This window comes from Rhizobium sp. AC44/96, from assembly GCF_001692185.1.
Classification (GTDB): domain Bacteria; phylum Pseudomonadota; class Alphaproteobacteria; order Rhizobiales; family Rhizobiaceae; genus Rhizobium.
The window spans coordinates 352,717-367,614 of record NZ_LXKO01000035.1; the positions used below are offsets into that span (position 1 = coordinate 352,717).

General features: G+C 59.7%; 18 protein-coding genes. 15 read left to right on the forward strand and 3 right to left on the reverse strand.

Annotation, left to right across the window (positions count from 1 at the left end; translation table 11 throughout):
- Positions 1–218: 218 nt before the first annotated feature.
- Both chrA and eco read right to left on the reverse strand, forming a co-directional pair.
- Positions 219–2,444: a chromate efflux transporter gene (chrA, locus tag A6U87_RS29415; protein ID WP_083199660.1), complete on the reverse strand. Its 2,226-nt coding sequence runs from the start codon at positions 2,442–2,444 to the stop codon at positions 219–221.
- 140 nt (positions 2,445–2,584) lie between these two features.
- Positions 2,585–3,091, reverse strand: coding sequence for a serine protease inhibitor ecotin (eco, locus tag A6U87_RS23380; protein WP_342587910.1), 507 nt, complete (start codon positions 3,089–3,091; stop codon positions 2,585–2,587).
- 420 nt (positions 3,092–3,511) lie between these two features.
- On the opposite strand from eco, the gene A6U87_RS23385 reads away from it, so the two are divergent.
- Entirely contained in the window at positions 3,512–3,799 is a 288-nt protein-coding gene (locus A6U87_RS23385; RefSeq protein ID WP_141684034.1) for a hypothetical protein, read from the forward strand.
- Positions 3,800–3,860: 61 nt separating this feature from the next.
- Here A6U87_RS23385 and A6U87_RS23390 read toward each other — a convergent pair whose 3' ends face one another.
- Positions 3,861–4,502, reverse strand: coding sequence for a dihydrofolate reductase family protein (locus A6U87_RS23390; protein WP_065693697.1), 642 nt, complete (start codon positions 4,500–4,502; stop codon positions 3,861–3,863).
- A gap of 115 nt (positions 4,503–4,617) precedes the next feature.
- On the opposite strand from A6U87_RS23390, the gene A6U87_RS23395 reads away from it, so the two are divergent.
- From A6U87_RS23395 to A6U87_RS23460, 14 genes are all read left to right on the forward strand, one after another.
- Positions 4,618–4,974: a helix-turn-helix transcriptional regulator gene (locus A6U87_RS23395; RefSeq protein ID WP_065693698.1), complete on the forward strand. Its 357-nt coding sequence runs from the start codon at positions 4,618–4,620 to the stop codon at positions 4,972–4,974.
- Positions 4,949–5,437: an SRPBCC family protein gene (locus tag A6U87_RS23400; protein WP_198928751.1), complete on the forward strand. Its 489-nt coding sequence runs from the start codon at positions 4,949–4,951 to the stop codon at positions 5,435–5,437. Before A6U87_RS23395 ends, A6U87_RS23400 begins: the two co-directional genes overlap by 26 nt.
- Before the next feature lie 110 nt (positions 5,438–5,547).
- The gene (locus A6U87_RS23405; protein WP_342587911.1) at positions 5,548–6,819 is read left to right on the forward strand and encodes an NAD(P)/FAD-dependent oxidoreductase; all 1,272 of its coding nucleotides are present in this window, start codon (positions 5,548–5,550) and stop codon (positions 6,817–6,819) included.
- 312 nt (positions 6,820–7,131) lie between these two features.
- Positions 7,132–7,407, forward strand: coding sequence for a hypothetical protein (locus A6U87_RS23410; RefSeq protein WP_065693701.1), 276 nt, complete (start codon positions 7,132–7,134; stop codon positions 7,405–7,407).
- A 145-nt stretch (positions 7,408–7,552) separates the two neighbouring features.
- A complete protein-coding gene (locus A6U87_RS23415; protein ID WP_065693702.1) occupies positions 7,553–8,188 on the forward strand; it encodes a hypothetical protein in 636 nt (211 codons plus the stop codon).
- Positions 8,189–8,488: 300 nt separating this feature from the next.
- Complete coding sequence (locus tag A6U87_RS23420; RefSeq protein ID WP_141684035.1) at positions 8,489–8,917, forward strand: hypothetical protein; 429 nt, start codon at positions 8,489–8,491, stop codon at positions 8,915–8,917.
- Positions 8,918–9,027: 110 nt separating this feature from the next.
- On the forward strand, positions 9,028–10,278 hold the full coding sequence (locus A6U87_RS23425) for a phage portal protein (RefSeq protein WP_065693704.1): 1,251 nt from the start codon (positions 9,028–9,030) through the stop codon (positions 10,276–10,278).
- Positions 10,271–10,648: a gene transfer agent family protein gene (locus tag A6U87_RS23430; RefSeq protein ID WP_065693705.1), complete on the forward strand. Its 378-nt coding sequence runs from the start codon at positions 10,271–10,273 to the stop codon at positions 10,646–10,648. Before A6U87_RS23425 ends, A6U87_RS23430 begins: the two co-directional genes overlap by 8 nt.
- The gene (locus A6U87_RS23435) at positions 10,635–11,165 is read left to right on the forward strand and encodes an HK97 family phage prohead protease (RefSeq protein WP_065693706.1); all 531 of its coding nucleotides are present in this window, start codon (positions 10,635–10,637) and stop codon (positions 11,163–11,165) included. Before A6U87_RS23430 ends, A6U87_RS23435 begins: the two co-directional genes overlap by 14 nt.
- A gap of 6 nt (positions 11,166–11,171) precedes the next feature.
- Positions 11,172–12,323 carry a phage major capsid protein gene (locus A6U87_RS23440; RefSeq protein WP_065693707.1) on the forward strand — a complete coding sequence of 384 codons (1,152 nt, stop codon included), beginning with the start codon at positions 11,172–11,174 and terminating at the stop codon, positions 12,321–12,323.
- 69 nt (positions 12,324–12,392) lie between these two features.
- Positions 12,393–12,773 carry a hypothetical protein gene (locus tag A6U87_RS23445; protein WP_065693708.1) on the forward strand — a complete coding sequence of 127 codons (381 nt, stop codon included), beginning with the start codon at positions 12,393–12,395 and terminating at the stop codon, positions 12,771–12,773.
- Positions 12,774–12,849: 76 nt separating this feature from the next.
- On the forward strand, positions 12,850–13,329 hold the full coding sequence (locus A6U87_RS23450; RefSeq protein WP_065693709.1) for a hypothetical protein: 480 nt from the start codon (positions 12,850–12,852) through the stop codon (positions 13,327–13,329).
- Between the two features lie 28 nt (positions 13,330–13,357).
- The gene (locus tag A6U87_RS23455; protein WP_141684036.1) at positions 13,358–13,954 is read left to right on the forward strand and encodes a hypothetical protein; all 597 of its coding nucleotides are present in this window, start codon (positions 13,358–13,360) and stop codon (positions 13,952–13,954) included.
- 338 nt (positions 13,955–14,292) lie between these two features.
- Entirely contained in the window at positions 14,293–14,892 is a 600-nt protein-coding gene (locus A6U87_RS23460) for a hypothetical protein (protein WP_065693711.1), read from the forward strand.
- The last annotated feature ends 6 nt before the right edge of the window (positions 14,893–14,898 follow it).

Consider the following 14,898-nt stretch of genomic DNA (forward strand, 5'->3'; position numbering starts at 1 on the left):
ATCTGCGTCAACATGGCTGATGTCGTATGCAGCAGTTTTGCGGTAGTGCTCCCTCACGATAGATAGTGTCAAATATTAGCCTGGAATATCCGAAATGTGGGATTGGTTCCCTATAGTCTTCTTTCCGCTCAAGATTCTCGTTTTAGGCACGGGGATGTTCTTCGCCATCAAGTGGCACCACGATCAAGAGAAGAAGAAATAACGCGGGCGTGAAGCGCTCACGGATGGACTCCAAACGTCAGGCCATAGGCCAGTCCCACAACTGCGCTTGACGCCAGCACTGTCAGCATGCCGACCTTGAAACGGAACACCGCAAGGACGGCGGCAATCGTCAGCACCAGCGACGGCAGGTTGACGGAACTCAGAACCGGCACGTCGAGCGTCATTCCAAAGCCGCTCACCTTTCGGACTTCTGAGAACAGGACGTGCAGGGCGAACCATACGGCGAGGTTGAGGATGATGCCCACCACCGCGGCCGTGATGGCCGCCAGTGCCGCAGAGAGGGCCTTGTTGCGACGCAGATTCTCCATGAACGGAGCGCCGAGCAGGATCCACACGAAGCAGGGAACGAAGGTGACCCACGTCGTCAGCAGGCCCCCAAGCGTTCCGGCAAGCAACGGCGAGAGTCCGCCGGGCGCGCGATAGGCGCCCATGAACCCAACGAACTGGGTCACCATGATCAGCGGACCGGGTGTCGTCTCCGCAAGGCCCAAGCCGTCTAGCATCTCGCCGGGCTTCAGCCAGCCGTAGCGGTTCACCGCCTCCTGGGCAACATAGGACAGCACCGCGTAGGCCCCGCCGAATGTCACCATCGCCATCTTGGAGAAAAACACGGCGATATCGGAAAAGACGTTGTGGGAACCGAGGAACGCGAACGGGAGAATGATCGGTCCAAACCATGCGACCGCACCAACTGCTGCGACCTTCAGCAACCAGACGGCATTTGGACGCGTATGCGCCGGCACGCCTTCACCGAGCAAACTGTCGGCGTCCGCGACCTGTCTGCCGCCGATCTTTCCATGGCCTCCCCCTGTCGAGAACGCAGCCCAGCCAGCCTTGCCGCCGATAAAGCCGATCAGGCCGGCGGTGACCACCACCAATGGAAACGGAGCCTGGAAAAGCCAAAGAGCAACGAAAGCAGCGGCCGCAAGGCCCATCATCACCTTGTTCTTCAGTGATCGGCTGCCGATGCGAAGGACTGCCCCGAGCACGATGGCCAGAACGGCCGCTTTCAGACCGAAGAACAATGCTTGGACCGCGCCGGCATTGCCGAAGATCGCGTAGATCCAGCTCAATCCCATGATCGCGACCGCGCCGGGAAGCACGAACAGTGTTCCGGCGACGATGCCTCCCTTGGTCTTGTGCAACAGCCAGCCGATGTAGATCGCCAGTTGCTGTGCCTCGGGGCCTGGCAAGAGCGTGCAGTAGTTCAGAGCATGCAGGAACCGTTCCTCGCCGATCCAGCGCTTCTCCTCGACTATGATCCTGTGCATGACGGCGATCTGGCCGGCGGGGCCGCCGAAGCTCAGTGCCGCCACTCTTGCCCAGACCTTAACTCCCTCGGAGAACGGCAGTTCATGATCGCCCGTTCCGGAGGACCGGGCATCTTCGTTGACCACGGCTGCCATGTTACTGTCCTGCCTTGCGTTGGGCCAGTTGTGGGTTTCGCTGGTCGCGTCCCGGCACCACCGATAGAAAGCGTCGTAAAGCGTCAGGCCTGCTTCCAGTTGCTCCAGATCGTCGTTGAACATGCGGGACAGTCCGAGTGATGCTGCAAGCAGCCCCGCGACCTCGGGCGCAAGCTCCGGCCGCGCCGTGTCCGCGCCCCGTACGATGGTCGCCAGGTGCAGGAGAGGGCGGGATTTCAGGCCGAACTCCTCGATCATGACGTCGAAGGTGCAGAGTTCGCCCCGGTGGGACCAGAACACCTCTTCGATGTCGAAGGGCGTCGCCCCGAAGCGATCGCCGACAAGCGCAACTTCCGATGCCGGAACGAAGAGGAAGACGGCATTAGGGTCAACAAACCGCCGGATCAGCCACGGGCAGGCGATCCTGTCGATCTTCGGACGCGAGCGCGTCACCCAGACGGTGCGGCCGCAATCATCGCGACGGGGGAGCTTGTCTTCCGGAACGAGAAGCCCGTCTGCCTGCCGCCATGCCTCGAAGCCACCCTCGAGCACTTCGGCGACGATCCCGGCGTGTCGGAGATGGGCAGCCACGCCGTGGCTGAGCTTGCGGCCCTGTTGGCAAATGATGACGGCCGATCCGGTAAGTGACGGTCCCCATTCCCCGACCGTACGGTAGTCGTGCCTGACGGAGCCGGGGAGCAGACGCGCGTCGGCATCGAAATCCTCGTCGATCCGGACGTCGATCAACGTCGGCGCGCCAGGCGTGCCCACGATGCGGTTAAGCTTGTCTGATGTGATTTCAAGAAATGACGGCATGATGGCGCGTCCTCCGTTGAAGCGGGTTTACAGGACGCGATTCTTCGGCCGTGGCCTCGTGGGGCGATCGCTGCCCCATCAATCAAAATTCTCAGAGCCGGACCGCCGTGTCAAGCATGAGAAACGATGAACGATGCTGGTCAGTCTGCCGTTCGCTCTGGGCCAGCTTTCCAGATTCGGTACCGGATTTCCACGTCGGCAGGTGCGAACACGACGAGGGGAAGCCTGCTGTTGTATCGTAGGAGCGGCTCGTCCGAGCTACGCACGAACGTTCTTTTCTTGGCGCTACCTGGGCAGGCCATTTGCGTACTCGCGACGGCGCCAACCCCGGTGACGACGTAGTAGTCATATCCCCAGCCATCGACCGTACGCGTCTCCAACCGGGCGCCAAAGGTATGCCGATTGCAGTCCACCAATTCGGTTCGGCCTACGATCACGCCAACCCGTCGCGCATCTTCGTCTGTACGCTTTGGAAGGAAGATGACGTGCCGTTGTTGGCCGGCGGTCGCCTCGGGAAATGCCTTCAGTTCATCCCGTCCCTGAGGGGACTCAGCCGCGAAAACCCCGCTGACCGCGAGCGAAAGGAAAACCAGAACTCGAATCGCGTGTTTCGCTGCGCCAACCACCCAAAATGAAGTTGCCATCATTGACCTGTTGCCCTTCGTGGTGCCGAGGTTGGGTTGCCGATCATGCTGTCGTCCTTGATCAAGAAGCGTATAGCCAGTTCTGCAGTCTCGCAATGCTCTCACCGAGGGAGATTTTACGAGGGCCGTCTACCGACCGCTTTGCGCCAAGCGGGCATTGCCATCACCGGGAGAACGGAGCCAATTAGGGCCATCTGGCCCCAGATGTGTATCAGTTCTGGTGGATTATCATGGGTAAGTTATGTTGGCTCCGAACCGGCCTATCAAGGAACAGCGCCTATGAGATTTTGGGTAATGCTTATGCTTCTTTCCCCTCTTTCGGCTGCAATGGCTGTGGAGCAGCCGGGGCCGCCGCCATGGTCATGCTCTGTGTGGGGAGCGTGCAACGCTGCGGACACATGCGTCATCCTGAGCACCCTGCCGATGAAGTTCAAGCTTACCCAGATTGGGGATGATGCGAGAAAGTATCATCTGCAGGGGCCGGATGGTTATGAAGGGGTTGCGTTGCAGCTTCCTAGCTTGGACGACGCGAAACACTTTGCCGAAACCTATCGCTCAGATGAGCCCGCCCCATTCATCCTGGTCCCCAACAGCAGGATGTCTGACACGAATAGTTTTTGGCTCCAGAGCATGTGGCAGCGCGGCAATGGCCAGCGCGTCATGGCTGACGAGAAGATGCTTGTTGCGTGCAATAGCATTCGAAGAAACTAGGCCGATCCGGGCTTTGCCTGCCCCGGGTCATGCAGCCTGGGATTGCCTCGGGTCATAAAAACTAGCGCTGGAAGGTGAGGTGGATGGTGCCGCTCGGTGCGGTGTCCGCCTTGACGGTGTAGCCGGTTTCCAGGCCCCGCAGTTCGTCCCACAGGCGTATCCCGCGCCCGAGCAGGATGGGTGTGATTGCAACATGAAGACGGTCGACAAGGCCTGCCTTCAGGAAGTCGCGAACGACCGTTGGGCCGCCGCCGATCCGCACGTCTTTGCCGCCCGCGACCTCGATAGCCTTTTGGAGCGCATCGATCGGGGTGGCGCTGATGAAATGGAACGTGGTGCCGCCAGCCATTTGCAGGGAAGGGCGGTTTTTGTGAGTGAGAACGAAGACCGGGATCCGGAAGGGCGGCTCTTCTCCCCACCAGCCGCGCCAGTTCGGATCGTCGGGGAAGGCGTGCAGGCCGAACATGCCGGCGCCCATGATCTCGGCGCCGACGTCAGCAAAGTATTCTCTCGCATAATCGTCATCGACACCGGTGGTCCCAGCCCCACTGGTATCCTTGAGCACGCGCTCGCGGAACGTTCGCGTTGCAGTGTAGGCGCCGACGAGACGCGGCCAGTCCTCGCCGAACGGGACTTCTGGCGTTTGGTCCGTCGTTGTCGCGAAACCGTCGAGCGAGACCATGAGATCGACACGAACTGCCACTGGAGTTCTCCTTGCGAAGTTGTTGGCTAAACCGCCCCGATCTTACGTGAACTCAATAGTAAGGCAAGTGCCTTATTATTCTTGACTGCAGCTCCAACCCGTCTTAGTGAGTGATATGCCCTACCATTCGACCCCTCTCGATCTTGCCTTTCACGCTCTCAGCGACCCGACGCGCCGCGCGGTGGTCTCGCGGCTGTCCGAGGGTGAGGTGCCGGTCAGTGTTCTGGCCGAGCCTTTCGACATGGCGCTGCCATCCTTCGCCCAGCATCTGAAGGTGCTCGAGGATTGCGGGCTGATTGCCAGCGAGAAGCGCGGGCGCAGCCGCTGGTGTCGGCTGGTGCAGGCGCGGTTCGAGGAGGCGGCGGACTGGATGCAGGCGGAGCGCCGGCGCTGGACCGAGCGGTTGGACCGGCTGGAAGTCTATCTTGATAAGACGGAAGAGGAGGATGGAGAGAATGGCAAAAATGTTTGACACATGGTCGCTGGATCGCGAAGTCGTATTGGTCAAGGTGTTGAACCACCCGCGCGACAGGGTCTTTGCTGCCTGGATGGACCCCAATGCACTGGCGCAATGGTACGGACCGGCGGGTCTTGCGATCGAGAGCCACGAAGCCGATATCCGCGAGGGCGGGCTCTGGCGGTTCGATATGGTGGGCATGTTCGAGGGCCGGGAGCAGCGCTTTGCGAACCTCATGCGTTTCCTGACGATCGTGCCGAACGAGCGGATCGTGATGGATTATGGCACGCCCGATCCCGATGATCCCGATCGTTTCCGTGTCACGGTAACCTTCGATGAGCAGACAGATGGCAAGACGGTGTTGACGCTCCGCCAACTCCACCCCACTCCCGAGCGGCGTCGCTTCGTCATTGGCTTCGGCGCTGTCGAATACGGGCTGCAGACGCTGGAGGGCCTCGCAGCCTGGCTGGACGGCTGAACGACCGGCCAATCTGCCGGTGGTGTCCGGCACGCGTACTGAGAGTGCGGCTGGACACGCTGCGATGAACAAGGCTTAATGCCGCGCGGGGATGGCTGGGGATGCCGATCATGCGATCACCACGGCAACTGAATGGCAGCGTGGATGTTCTCGATGCTGTCGTCGTCGGAGCCGGCTGGGCGGGCCTTGGTGTCAGCTATTGGCTGGCACGGAAGGGTCTGACCCACCGCGTGCTGGAGCGCGGGCGCATAGGAGAGACCTGGCGGACGCAGCGCTGGGATGCCTTTCATATGAATACGCCCAACGTGCAGACCATCATGCCCGGCGATCGTTATGACGGGCCGGATCCCCAGGGTGTCCTTACGCGCGACCAGTTCGTGGCCCTGCTCGAGGATTTCGCCGGTAGGAATGCGCTGCCGATCGAAATGGATACCGTGGTGAGCGAACTCATGCACGAGAATGGCGTCTATCGGCTCACCACCTCACGCGGCATGCTCAAAGCACGCAACGTTGTCGTCGCAAGCGGCAACCTGAACTGTGCCGTCCGTCCGAGCGCGTCTGATGCATTGCCGGCTGACATCTATCAGGTCGACGCTTCCAGCTACCGCAGTGCCGCCGATCTACCTGCCGGAGCGGTGTTGGTGGTCGGGAGCGGTCAATCAGGCGCCCAGATCGCGGAAGAACTGGCGGAGGCGGGGCGGGCGGTCTTCCTTGCGACCAGTCGAGTGGGGCGGCTCCCGCGGCGGTATCGGGGGCGCGACGTCATGCTCTGGCTCGAGGAAAGCGGGTTTCTCGACGTGCGGCGAGAGGAGGTTATACGGCTTGCTGGCCGTATCCCGCCGCGTGGCGTGCTCGGGTCGGAGCATACGATCAGCCTTCAGTCGCTCGCTGCCCAAGGTATCGTGCTTCTCGGGCGGCTGACCAGCGTTGCCGATAATGGCAGCCTGTCGTTCGCGGACGAGGTCGGGCCGAATGTGCGCTTCGGGGATGAAGCTTCCTCCAACGCCAAACGCCATATCGACGACTATATCGACCGAGCGGGAATCGACGCGCCGGCTGCGGAGCCCGATCCGGCGGAGACGGTCGTATGGCGTAAGCCGGATACCGCCATCCTTTCGCTTGATCTCGCGCGCTCCGGAGTGACCAGCGTGGTGTGGTGCACAGGTTTCAAGGGCGATTTCGGCTACGTCGGGCTTCCCGGAGCGCTCAACGCTGCCGGACAGCCGGTTCACACGGATGGCGTGGGCGCTCTGCCGGGACTCTACTTCGCCGGACTGGATTTCGCGTCCACGCGCAAGTCAGGCATCATATTGGCGATCGCGGAGGAGGCGCCTCGTCTTGTCGAACACATAGTGAGAGATTCGCGATCATCGATGACCTGAATCGCGAAGCACCCTGCCGCTAGGCTAGGCATGTGATCGGTACCTGCGGTGATCGAAGGCGCAAGCGGCGCTGCCGGGCTACCGGATGCATTGATGCAGCTCTTGTTTTTGGAAACACCTCGAACCCGCTCTCTATTCATTGTGGTAAAAATCAATGAAATCAGAGAAGTGGCACGCCCTAGGGGAGGATCATGCCAATGATTTTATTGAGTTTTTTCTGGCTAACCTCCAAAAACTGCATCATTGTAATCAAAAGAGAAATTCTCCAATTGGCTAACCGCCTTTTGGCCCGGATCGCGGGAGGTCTCACCCATGGCTAGACGTGATCCTCTCCGGGAAACCGCCATCGAATGCGCCCGAAGGGACGCTGGCGAAATCATGCAAGCAGCCGAGGACGTGCCGATCGGGGCACGCGGCGATTTCAAGGACGGGGCAGTGCTGCGTCGTCTGGCCGGCTTCAAGGCATGGGTAAATGCTGATCACCCCGTCCGGGCCAATGAGATCATCGGCGTTTACGTGGATGCTCTACAGGCCCGTTTGATCGGGCTGCATCAGATCCAGCTAGACTACCTCGCGAAGAACACCTGAAATGAAAAACCCCCACCGGTCGGGAAACTGGTGGGGGCTTTGATCGCTGTAAGGTGCTGAAAATCCCGCTTAGGATTTAGGACATCTGCACCTTAGGCGATCAGTTCTGTCAACGCAACAGGAATTGATAGCCGAAAGGTGATCCATGAATAAAATTGATTGGTTGAAAAAAGCCTCGACCATCGCGCGCTCCGATATGCGGAACGAGATGAAGAGGCCGCAAACCACAGGTGAACGCGTTCAAGACTATGTCCTCGACGTCATGCTGGACGAAGGCCACGAGCTGGACGGCAAGCGATGGGCGAAACGCTCACAAGATGAGTTCGCCGCAGAACTTGGGATCTCGATCAGCACCTTCTTCCGGGCCATCAGCAAGCCGCCCTTTGTCCGTGACACTCGCATGATCGAAGGCCGCAAGCTGACGCTGGTGCGGCTAGGCGTGACGAAGGCAGGGGGCACCGATCGCCATCGGGCGAATATTCTCTCCAAGATCTGGCGCGAGCACATGAAACAACCGCGCACGACCCCGGCCGATTACGGTTGCATATGCGGCCTTGTGGAGACGTGGCCGGCTGGAGCCGCGCCGGCAATCCTATCTATCGTCTTGAAGCAATGGCCGGCCTTCATGTCGGGTGTCAAATTCGAGATGGACGCGCTCGCTGCATCAGGGCAGGGGAAGGTCGCGTTCTATCAGTGGCCCAATCTGAAAGTCATCAGACGCTTCTCAGGTGTAGCCGTCGAACTCTGGAAAATGGAGAAGCCCGCCCCGAAGGCAGTTTGACCGAATGTATCTTGTCCACTGTATATAATAATAAATAATAGCCTTTATTTCCTTTCACTTTACAGGGGACAAGATAATTCGGTCATGAAAGGATATAAAAGCTACGCGCTCGCTCGCTTCGCTCCCGATGCGTAGCTTATCGGGCTTACGCCCTGTTTTCGGGACGAAAGTATACCTCACTTCGTTCGGTTAGCTTCCCCTCCGGGAAAGCCTCACTCCCCCGTAGCCCCCTCGCTCATTTCGTGCCAATAATTTGCAACACAACCGTTGGCCGTTCTGTGACGAAGAAGATTACCGAACATGCGATCATCAATTAGAGCCTTGCCTATTCTCTCCATCTTCATCGCGTCTGCCGCGCATGCCGGGTTTCTGTCCAACTACGCCTCTTGGGAGAAACAGGATCGGTATGGGCAATACATGTATGTCCAAGGTCTATTCGACGCGCAGGACAGTAACGGCGCGGTGGGTGAGGAAAGTTGGGTGACTGCACGACGCCAAGGGCTCAGCACCTGTTTCATTGAGCAAAGCCTCACCGCTCCGTTGTTGGCCGATGCCGTAACAAAGCACTATCAGGCAAACGTGGGTGATTGGGTGCTCCCGCCTTCGGTCGTTTTCCAAGAGGTCGCGGGACGTGTCTGCCTCTCGTACATCAACACCGAGAGAGCGAAGGCCAACCTTGCAGCTTGGGGGCAGAGAGACGGGGCTATCCTGACGAAGTCCAAACAGTAGCTATGATCCGGTAGCGTACCATTGCGCACGCGCGCACGAGATCCTTGCTGCATCTCCCCGAAAAATGATTATCAAAAGTATCACCTTCAAATCACGCAGGGTGATACGCTTTGTTCCGCTTCGGCAAAAAGACAGAGACACGCAGTCTCTCCAATCCAACCGAGTTGGAAGCGCTGATATTTGGCGCACTGCCATCGGCTGCCGGGATCGTCGTCAATCCTTCCAATGCCATCGCAGTTCCCGCCGTGGCCGCAGGTATCAAGGCCATTGCCGAAGCCGTTGGCGGTCTTCCCATGCATGCTTACACTCGTAGCGAGGACGGTTCCCGGGAACGGGACACCGAGCATGTTGCATTCACCCTGCTCAATGGTCGAGCCAACCCGTGGACGATGGGCGGCCAGCTTCGCGAGCTGCTGACTGCTGACGCCATCGCATACGGCAATGGCTACGCGCAGATTGTCCGCGACGGCAGTGACGCACCTCGCGAACTGCACCGCCTGTTTCCAGCCAACACGGCGATCGAGATCGACAGCACCACGGGCGAACCATCCTACCGAGTCCGTACAGGCTCACAGACGCGCTTGCTGGCGTCGAAGGACGTTCTGCACCTCCGGGCACCGTCGCCGCTCTCTAGGGACTCCGTAACGGGCCGTTCGCCGCTGGTCGAGGCAAAGGATGCTATCGGCCTTCTGATCATCCTGCAGCGCCACGCCAATCAGCTCTTTGCCAATGGTGGCCGCCCCAGTGGCATCTTGTCGTTTCCGCAGAAGCTGGGGGCCGAAGTCGCCAAGCGTATCAAGGCCAGTTGGCAAGCCGCGACATCGGGCGGCAACGCAGGAAGCACCGCAGTTCTCGAAGAGGGCGGCAAGTGGGAAGCCCTGACATTCAATTCCGTGGACAATCAGTTTCTCGAAATCTGGGCTCTCTCGATCACGGACGTTGCGCGCGTGCTTCGCGTGCCTCCGGTCCTGCTCATGGACTACAGCCGGCAGACGTGGGCAAACGCCGAGACGGGCGGCCAGCAGTTTTTGACCTACAGTCTTTCGCCCTGGCTTAGCCGCTGGGAAGCGGAAGTGACTTTGAAGCTCATTGCTCCCGAAGATCAGAAAACGCTCTTCGTGGAGCATCTGACGGACTCGCTGCTGCGATCCGACTTCGCCAGCCGAGCCACGGCTTACGGCCAGTATCGTTCAATGGGCGTCATGACCGCCAACGAAGTCCGCGCCGGCCTGAACCTACCGAAGATCGACGGCGGCGACGTCCTGCAAAATCCCTACACGACCACCGACAAGACCGCGCCGACCCCGGACCCCAAGACCGACGCGAGCGCCGACAAGAAGGACGCCACGACCGATGCATGAGGCCGTAACCCACACCGCCTTCTTTGGCGATCAGCAGCGCGACTTCGTTCTGACCGCACCCATGGTGTTGGAATTGGAACGCGTCACCGGCAGCGGTATCGGCTCGATCATCAAACGCGTGATCGCCCGCGATTACACGGCCAGCGAGATCACGCAGACCATCCGCCTCGCACTGATCGGCGGCGGCACGAGCCCGGAAGACGCAGACGCTCTTATTCGTGCCTACGTGCACCCGCGCCCCTTGGCCGAAGCCTATTCGCTTGCCCTCGAAATCTTGGAAGTCCGCATGCTGGTCAAATCCCTAGATGCAAATGCGTCCGATTTGCAAATAATTGCACAGACCGAAGGGGCCGAAGATGCAGCAGAATGACCTTATCGACTTCGAAGTTCGCTTCACCGACCCGGGCGAAAATGGCGAGATCGAGGGAACGGCGGTCAAGTTCGATACAATCGACTCCTACCGCACGACCTTCGCACCGACCGCCTTCAATGTCTCTGGCCGTTCGATCCCGATGCTTTGGAGCCATGACCCTTCGCAGGTCATCGGCTCTTGGTCCTCGTTTCAGATCCGCGACGGCGGCCTGACCGCGAAGGGCAAGCTCAATCTGGCCGTGGCCAAGGCTCAAGAAGTTCGCGCGCTGCTGAAGGCCGGCGACGTCTCCGGGCTCTCGATAGGCTTCAGCACCCTCAAGCATGAGCGGCAAGCCAATGGCATTCGCCGGATCACCGAAGCCCGCCTCCACGAGATCAGCGTCGTGACCTTCGCGAGCGTCCCGGGAAGCGGCGTCCACAAAATTCGACAATCAGAAAACGGCACCGACCATGCAAGCGCCATGGCCTTCCTGAACGCCGTCACCAAGGCCACGCGCTCTTATCAAGGGAAGTGATTGATCATGGATCAGATTAAGCTTGAAACACGCAGCACTCAGCAGAACCAGCAGAACGACGACCCGCTTGCAGCCGCAACGCAGGCCGTCGAAGAAATGCGCCAAGCCGCAGAGCAGCGCGCAACAGCCCATGCCACGGAAGTTCGCGGGCTGACCGAACGCCTTGCAGCGGTTGAAACCCGCCTCAATCGTCCGGGCACGACCGACCAGCAGAACCAGCAGAACGAACAGGCCGCCGCCGAAGTCCGTGTATTTGGCACCTATCTTCGCATGGGCCGTGAAGCTCCCGCCGAAGAGCTGCGCACGCTGACCGTTTCCGGCGATCCGCAGGGCGGTTACCTCGCACCGAATGAAACCTCGACTGAGTTCCTTCGCGATCTCGTGCAGGTCTCTCCGGTTCGTTCCGTCGCCAGCGTTCGCCAGACGGCATCGCCAGCGGTCAGCTACCCGACCCGCACCGGCATCACTGCCGCGAAGTGGAAGGGCGAAGGACAGGCGCAGGAAGGCAGCGAGCCGAGCTTCGGGCAGGCCGAAATCGCGGTCAAGGAACTCAACACCTACGTCGATATTTCCAATCAGCTCCTTGCAGACAGTGGCGGCGGCGCTGAAAGCGAAGTTCGTCTGGCACTCGCTGACGACTTCGGCAAGAAGGAAGGCGCAGCTTTCGTCAACGGTTCGGGCTCCGTCGATCCCGAAGGTCTCATGACCAACGCTGACATTGCCTATCTCGCCAACGGCCACGCCACCAACTTGGCAGCCGACGCGCTGATCAAGCTCATGTATGGCCTGCCGACCCTGTACCGCAACAGCGGCACTTGGGCGATGAACGGCACGACCTTGGGCGTTGTCCGTACCCTCAAGGACGGGAACAACAACTATCTGTGGCAGCCGAGCTTCCAAGCTGGTCAGCCTGAAACGATCCTTGGCCGTCCTGTCATCGAACTGCCCGACATGGCAGACGTTGGCGCAAACGCCTTCCCGATCATCTTCGGTGACTTCAGCGGTTATAGGGTGGTCGATCGGATCGGCCTTTCGATCCTCGTCAACCCGTACCTGCTCGCAACGAACGGCGTGACGCGCGTTCATGCGACCCGTCGCGTTGGCGGCGGCGTGCTGCAGGCTGCCAAGTTCAAGAAGCTGAAGATGGCGACCTCCTAACGGGGGCCGCTTTCCGCCTTTCGTCTTCCATCAGGTTAAGTCGCCGCGTGGCGACATGGAGAAAACAACATGCGCGATCTCGCATCTAACATTGGCATTGTGCAGGCCATCGCCCCGGCAGTCCTCACGGCCACGAATACACCGGCAGGCGTCGATCTTCTTGGCTTCGGCTCCGCTGCCGTCGTCATCGAAACGGGCGCTATTGCCGGCTCCGGGAACTTCACACCGAAGCTTCAGGAAAGCGACGACAACACCAACTTTACGGACGTTGCCGCTGGCGACCTGCAGGGAACATTCCCGACAGCTCTCGTGGCCACGAGCGTCGTCAAGGTCGGTTACAAGGGCAACAAGCGCTATGTGCGCCCAGTCCTCACGCTGAACTCTGGCACCTCGATCGCCGCGTCCGCGACCATCATCAAGGGCAATCCCGCAAAGCGACCTGTCGCCTAAGCCGAGCTAGGGGCGGGAGCCAAGCTCCCGCTCTCCCAAATACGAAACCGTTTCGTTTTTCCTGAAGGGGATAAAAATGGGTACAACTGCAAACGCCGGCTCGAAATTCTCGATCGGCACGACCGTAGGGGCCGGCACGATCGTTGCCGATTTCACGGCTGACACCTTCGTCGCCATTGGCAACATCAAGGACATGGGCGAGATCGGCCCGAAGGCCGAAGTCCTCGTTTCCAAATACGTAGATCAGACCTACAGCCGCAAGATGAAAGGAAGCCGGGACAACGGTTCGCTTACGCTTCTCGTGGAGCGTGACAGCACGGATGTTGGCTATATCGCACTGATCGCGGCGGAAAAGACTTCTTATGCCTACAATTTCTGCGTGGAGCTGAACGACAAGCCGAGCACCGGCTCTTCGCCCAAGAACTCCAAGTTTTATTTTAAGGCGATCGTTTCGTCGGCATCCACGAAGCTGGGCGGTCCCGACGATCCGGTTGAAACGACCTTCGAATTGGCCATCTCGGGGCCAATCTTCGAAGTCGCTGCATCAGCCTCTTAACGCTGCCTCCTAAGCGAAGGTTGATGTAGTGAAAATCGCGGGCAGCAATATCACTATGGATATCGAGGGGCGGCCACTGGGCATCCGGCCGTCTCTTAGCTGCGCCATTGCTTTGCATTCCGGTTATCGTGGAGGTATCGGGACCGGCTTGCAGGCTTTGGCCCGCGACATCAGCGAGGGGGCACTGTCGGGCTCCCTCGCCATTGTTTCGCAGTTTGATCAGCGCCCGGATCTGGCCGAAATCCTTCTCCGTGACGGCTTCGCGAAACATCAAACAGCCCTGTCTCTCTTTGTACTCGCATTGATGGGGATCGACTCCAGCGAACCGCCGAAGAGCGAGGGAAAGACCAAGGGCGATGCCAAAACCCAATCAATCGAAGAATTCCTAAGCGGTCTCTACCGCATCGGCACGGGCTGGCTTGGCTGGACGCCTGACGTCACCCTAGACGCCACCATTGCCGAGATCATGGAAGCACACGCGGGCCGGATCGAAATGCTGAAAGCCGTCTACGGCAGCGGCGAAGAGAAGCCAGAGGACAAAGGCGGCCCATGGGATCGCAACGTCCGCAAGATCTTCGGCGGGCATCAGATCATCAAGGTATCATCAGAAGAAGCGGGGGCATGAATGCCATACGCTGCCCCCAGAATTTGCTCTTGCGGTCGAACTGTCCCCAGCGGTCAGCGCTGCGAATGCCAAGACAAGCGTGATCGCGAGCGCAAGGCCCGTCACGACCAGAACCGCCCCAGCGCTAGAGCCCGTGGCTATGACAGCAAATGGGAGAAGGCCCGGGCCGGGTTCCTCGCAAAACACTCCAAATGCTTCCGTTGCGGTCAGCCGGCGACCGTCGTGCATCACTCCGTTCCCCACCGTGGCGACAAGAAGCTCTTCTGGCAAACCAGCCTTTGGAAGCCAGCCTGCAAGCCGTGCCACGACGGCCCCCTCCAATCCATGGAGAAGCGCACATGAGCACGAAAAAATGGCGATCGGGCAAATATTTCTTTCAGGGCAAGAAGCGAACGGTAACCGAGATAGCCGAGATCACGGGCGTTCGATACGATACTATTCGCGAGCGCCTTAAAAGAGGGCAGTCCCTAAAGCAGGCTGCGACCCCGACCTCTCCACCCCCTATTTACACCCACGACGGGAAGACGCTCAACCTCACAGATTGGGCCAATGCGACAGGTATTCCCAGAGCCCGTCTCTATGCACGGATAGTGCTAAACGGCTGGCCGATTGAGATGGCGCTAACAACGCCATATCTCAAAGGGCACAGGGGTATCGGCCCACGTGCCGTAGCTCGGCCGCCGAAGCCTCACCCCAACGCCAAGCGATACGAATTCGCGGGGAAGAGCCTCACCATCCCTGAATGGTCCCGCGAACTCGGTATTGCGAAGTCAGTTCTTCGCGACCGTATCGAAGCGTCATTCTGGCCAGTGGAGCGCGCATTGACCGAGCCCCTGAACAGAGCGCCACACCAACGCAAGGTAACGCGTCTGCGTTTGCCAATCTCAAAGCAGGATCGCGGGGAAACCTCCAATACCTCAAAGGAACAATCAGCATGACCGCGG

Bases quoted from the DNA above. Each gene is read 5' to 3' on its own strand.
- A6U87_RS23435 (WP_065693706.1), top strand. From the start codon at position 10,635: ATGCAGCAGAATGACCTTATCGACTTCGAAGTTCGCTTCACCGACCCG.
- eco (WP_342587910.1), bottom strand. From the start codon at position 3,091: ATGATGGCAACTTCATTTTGGGTGGTTGGCGCAGCGAAACACGCGATT.
- A6U87_RS23385 (WP_141684034.1), top strand. From the start codon at position 3,512: ATGAAGTTCAAGCTTACCCAGATTGGGGATGATGCGAGAAAGTATCAT.
- A6U87_RS23420 (WP_141684035.1), top strand. From the start codon at position 8,489: ATGCGATCATCAATTAGAGCCTTGCCTATTCTCTCCATCTTCATCGCG.
- chrA (WP_083199660.1), bottom strand. From the start codon at position 2,444: ATGCCGTCATTTCTTGAAATCACATCAGACAAGCTTAACCGCATCGTG.
- A6U87_RS23430 (WP_065693705.1), top strand. From the start codon at position 10,271: ATGCATGAGGCCGTAACCCACACCGCCTTCTTTGGCGATCAGCAGCGC.
- A6U87_RS23445 (WP_065693708.1), top strand. From the start codon at position 12,393: ATGCGCGATCTCGCATCTAACATTGGCATTGTGCAGGCCATCGCCCCG.
- A6U87_RS23410 (WP_065693701.1), top strand. From the start codon at position 7,132: ATGGCTAGACGTGATCCTCTCCGGGAAACCGCCATCGAATGCGCCCGA.
- A6U87_RS23460 (WP_065693711.1), top strand. From the start codon at position 14,293: ATGAGCACGAAAAAATGGCGATCGGGCAAATATTTCTTTCAGGGCAAG.
- A6U87_RS23405 (WP_342587911.1), top strand. From the start codon at position 5,548: ATGCGATCACCACGGCAACTGAATGGCAGCGTGGATGTTCTCGATGCT.
- A6U87_RS23395 (WP_065693698.1), top strand. From the start codon at position 4,618: ATGCCCTACCATTCGACCCCTCTCGATCTTGCCTTTCACGCTCTCAGC.
- A6U87_RS23400 (WP_198928751.1), top strand. From the start codon at position 4,949: ATGGAGAGAATGGCAAAAATGTTTGACACATGGTCGCTGGATCGCGAA.
- A6U87_RS23415 (WP_065693702.1), top strand. From the start codon at position 7,553: ATGAATAAAATTGATTGGTTGAAAAAAGCCTCGACCATCGCGCGCTCC.
- A6U87_RS23440 (WP_065693707.1), top strand. From the start codon at position 11,172: ATGGATCAGATTAAGCTTGAAACACGCAGCACTCAGCAGAACCAGCAG.
- A6U87_RS23450 (WP_065693709.1), top strand. From the start codon at position 12,850: ATGGGTACAACTGCAAACGCCGGCTCGAAATTCTCGATCGGCACGACC.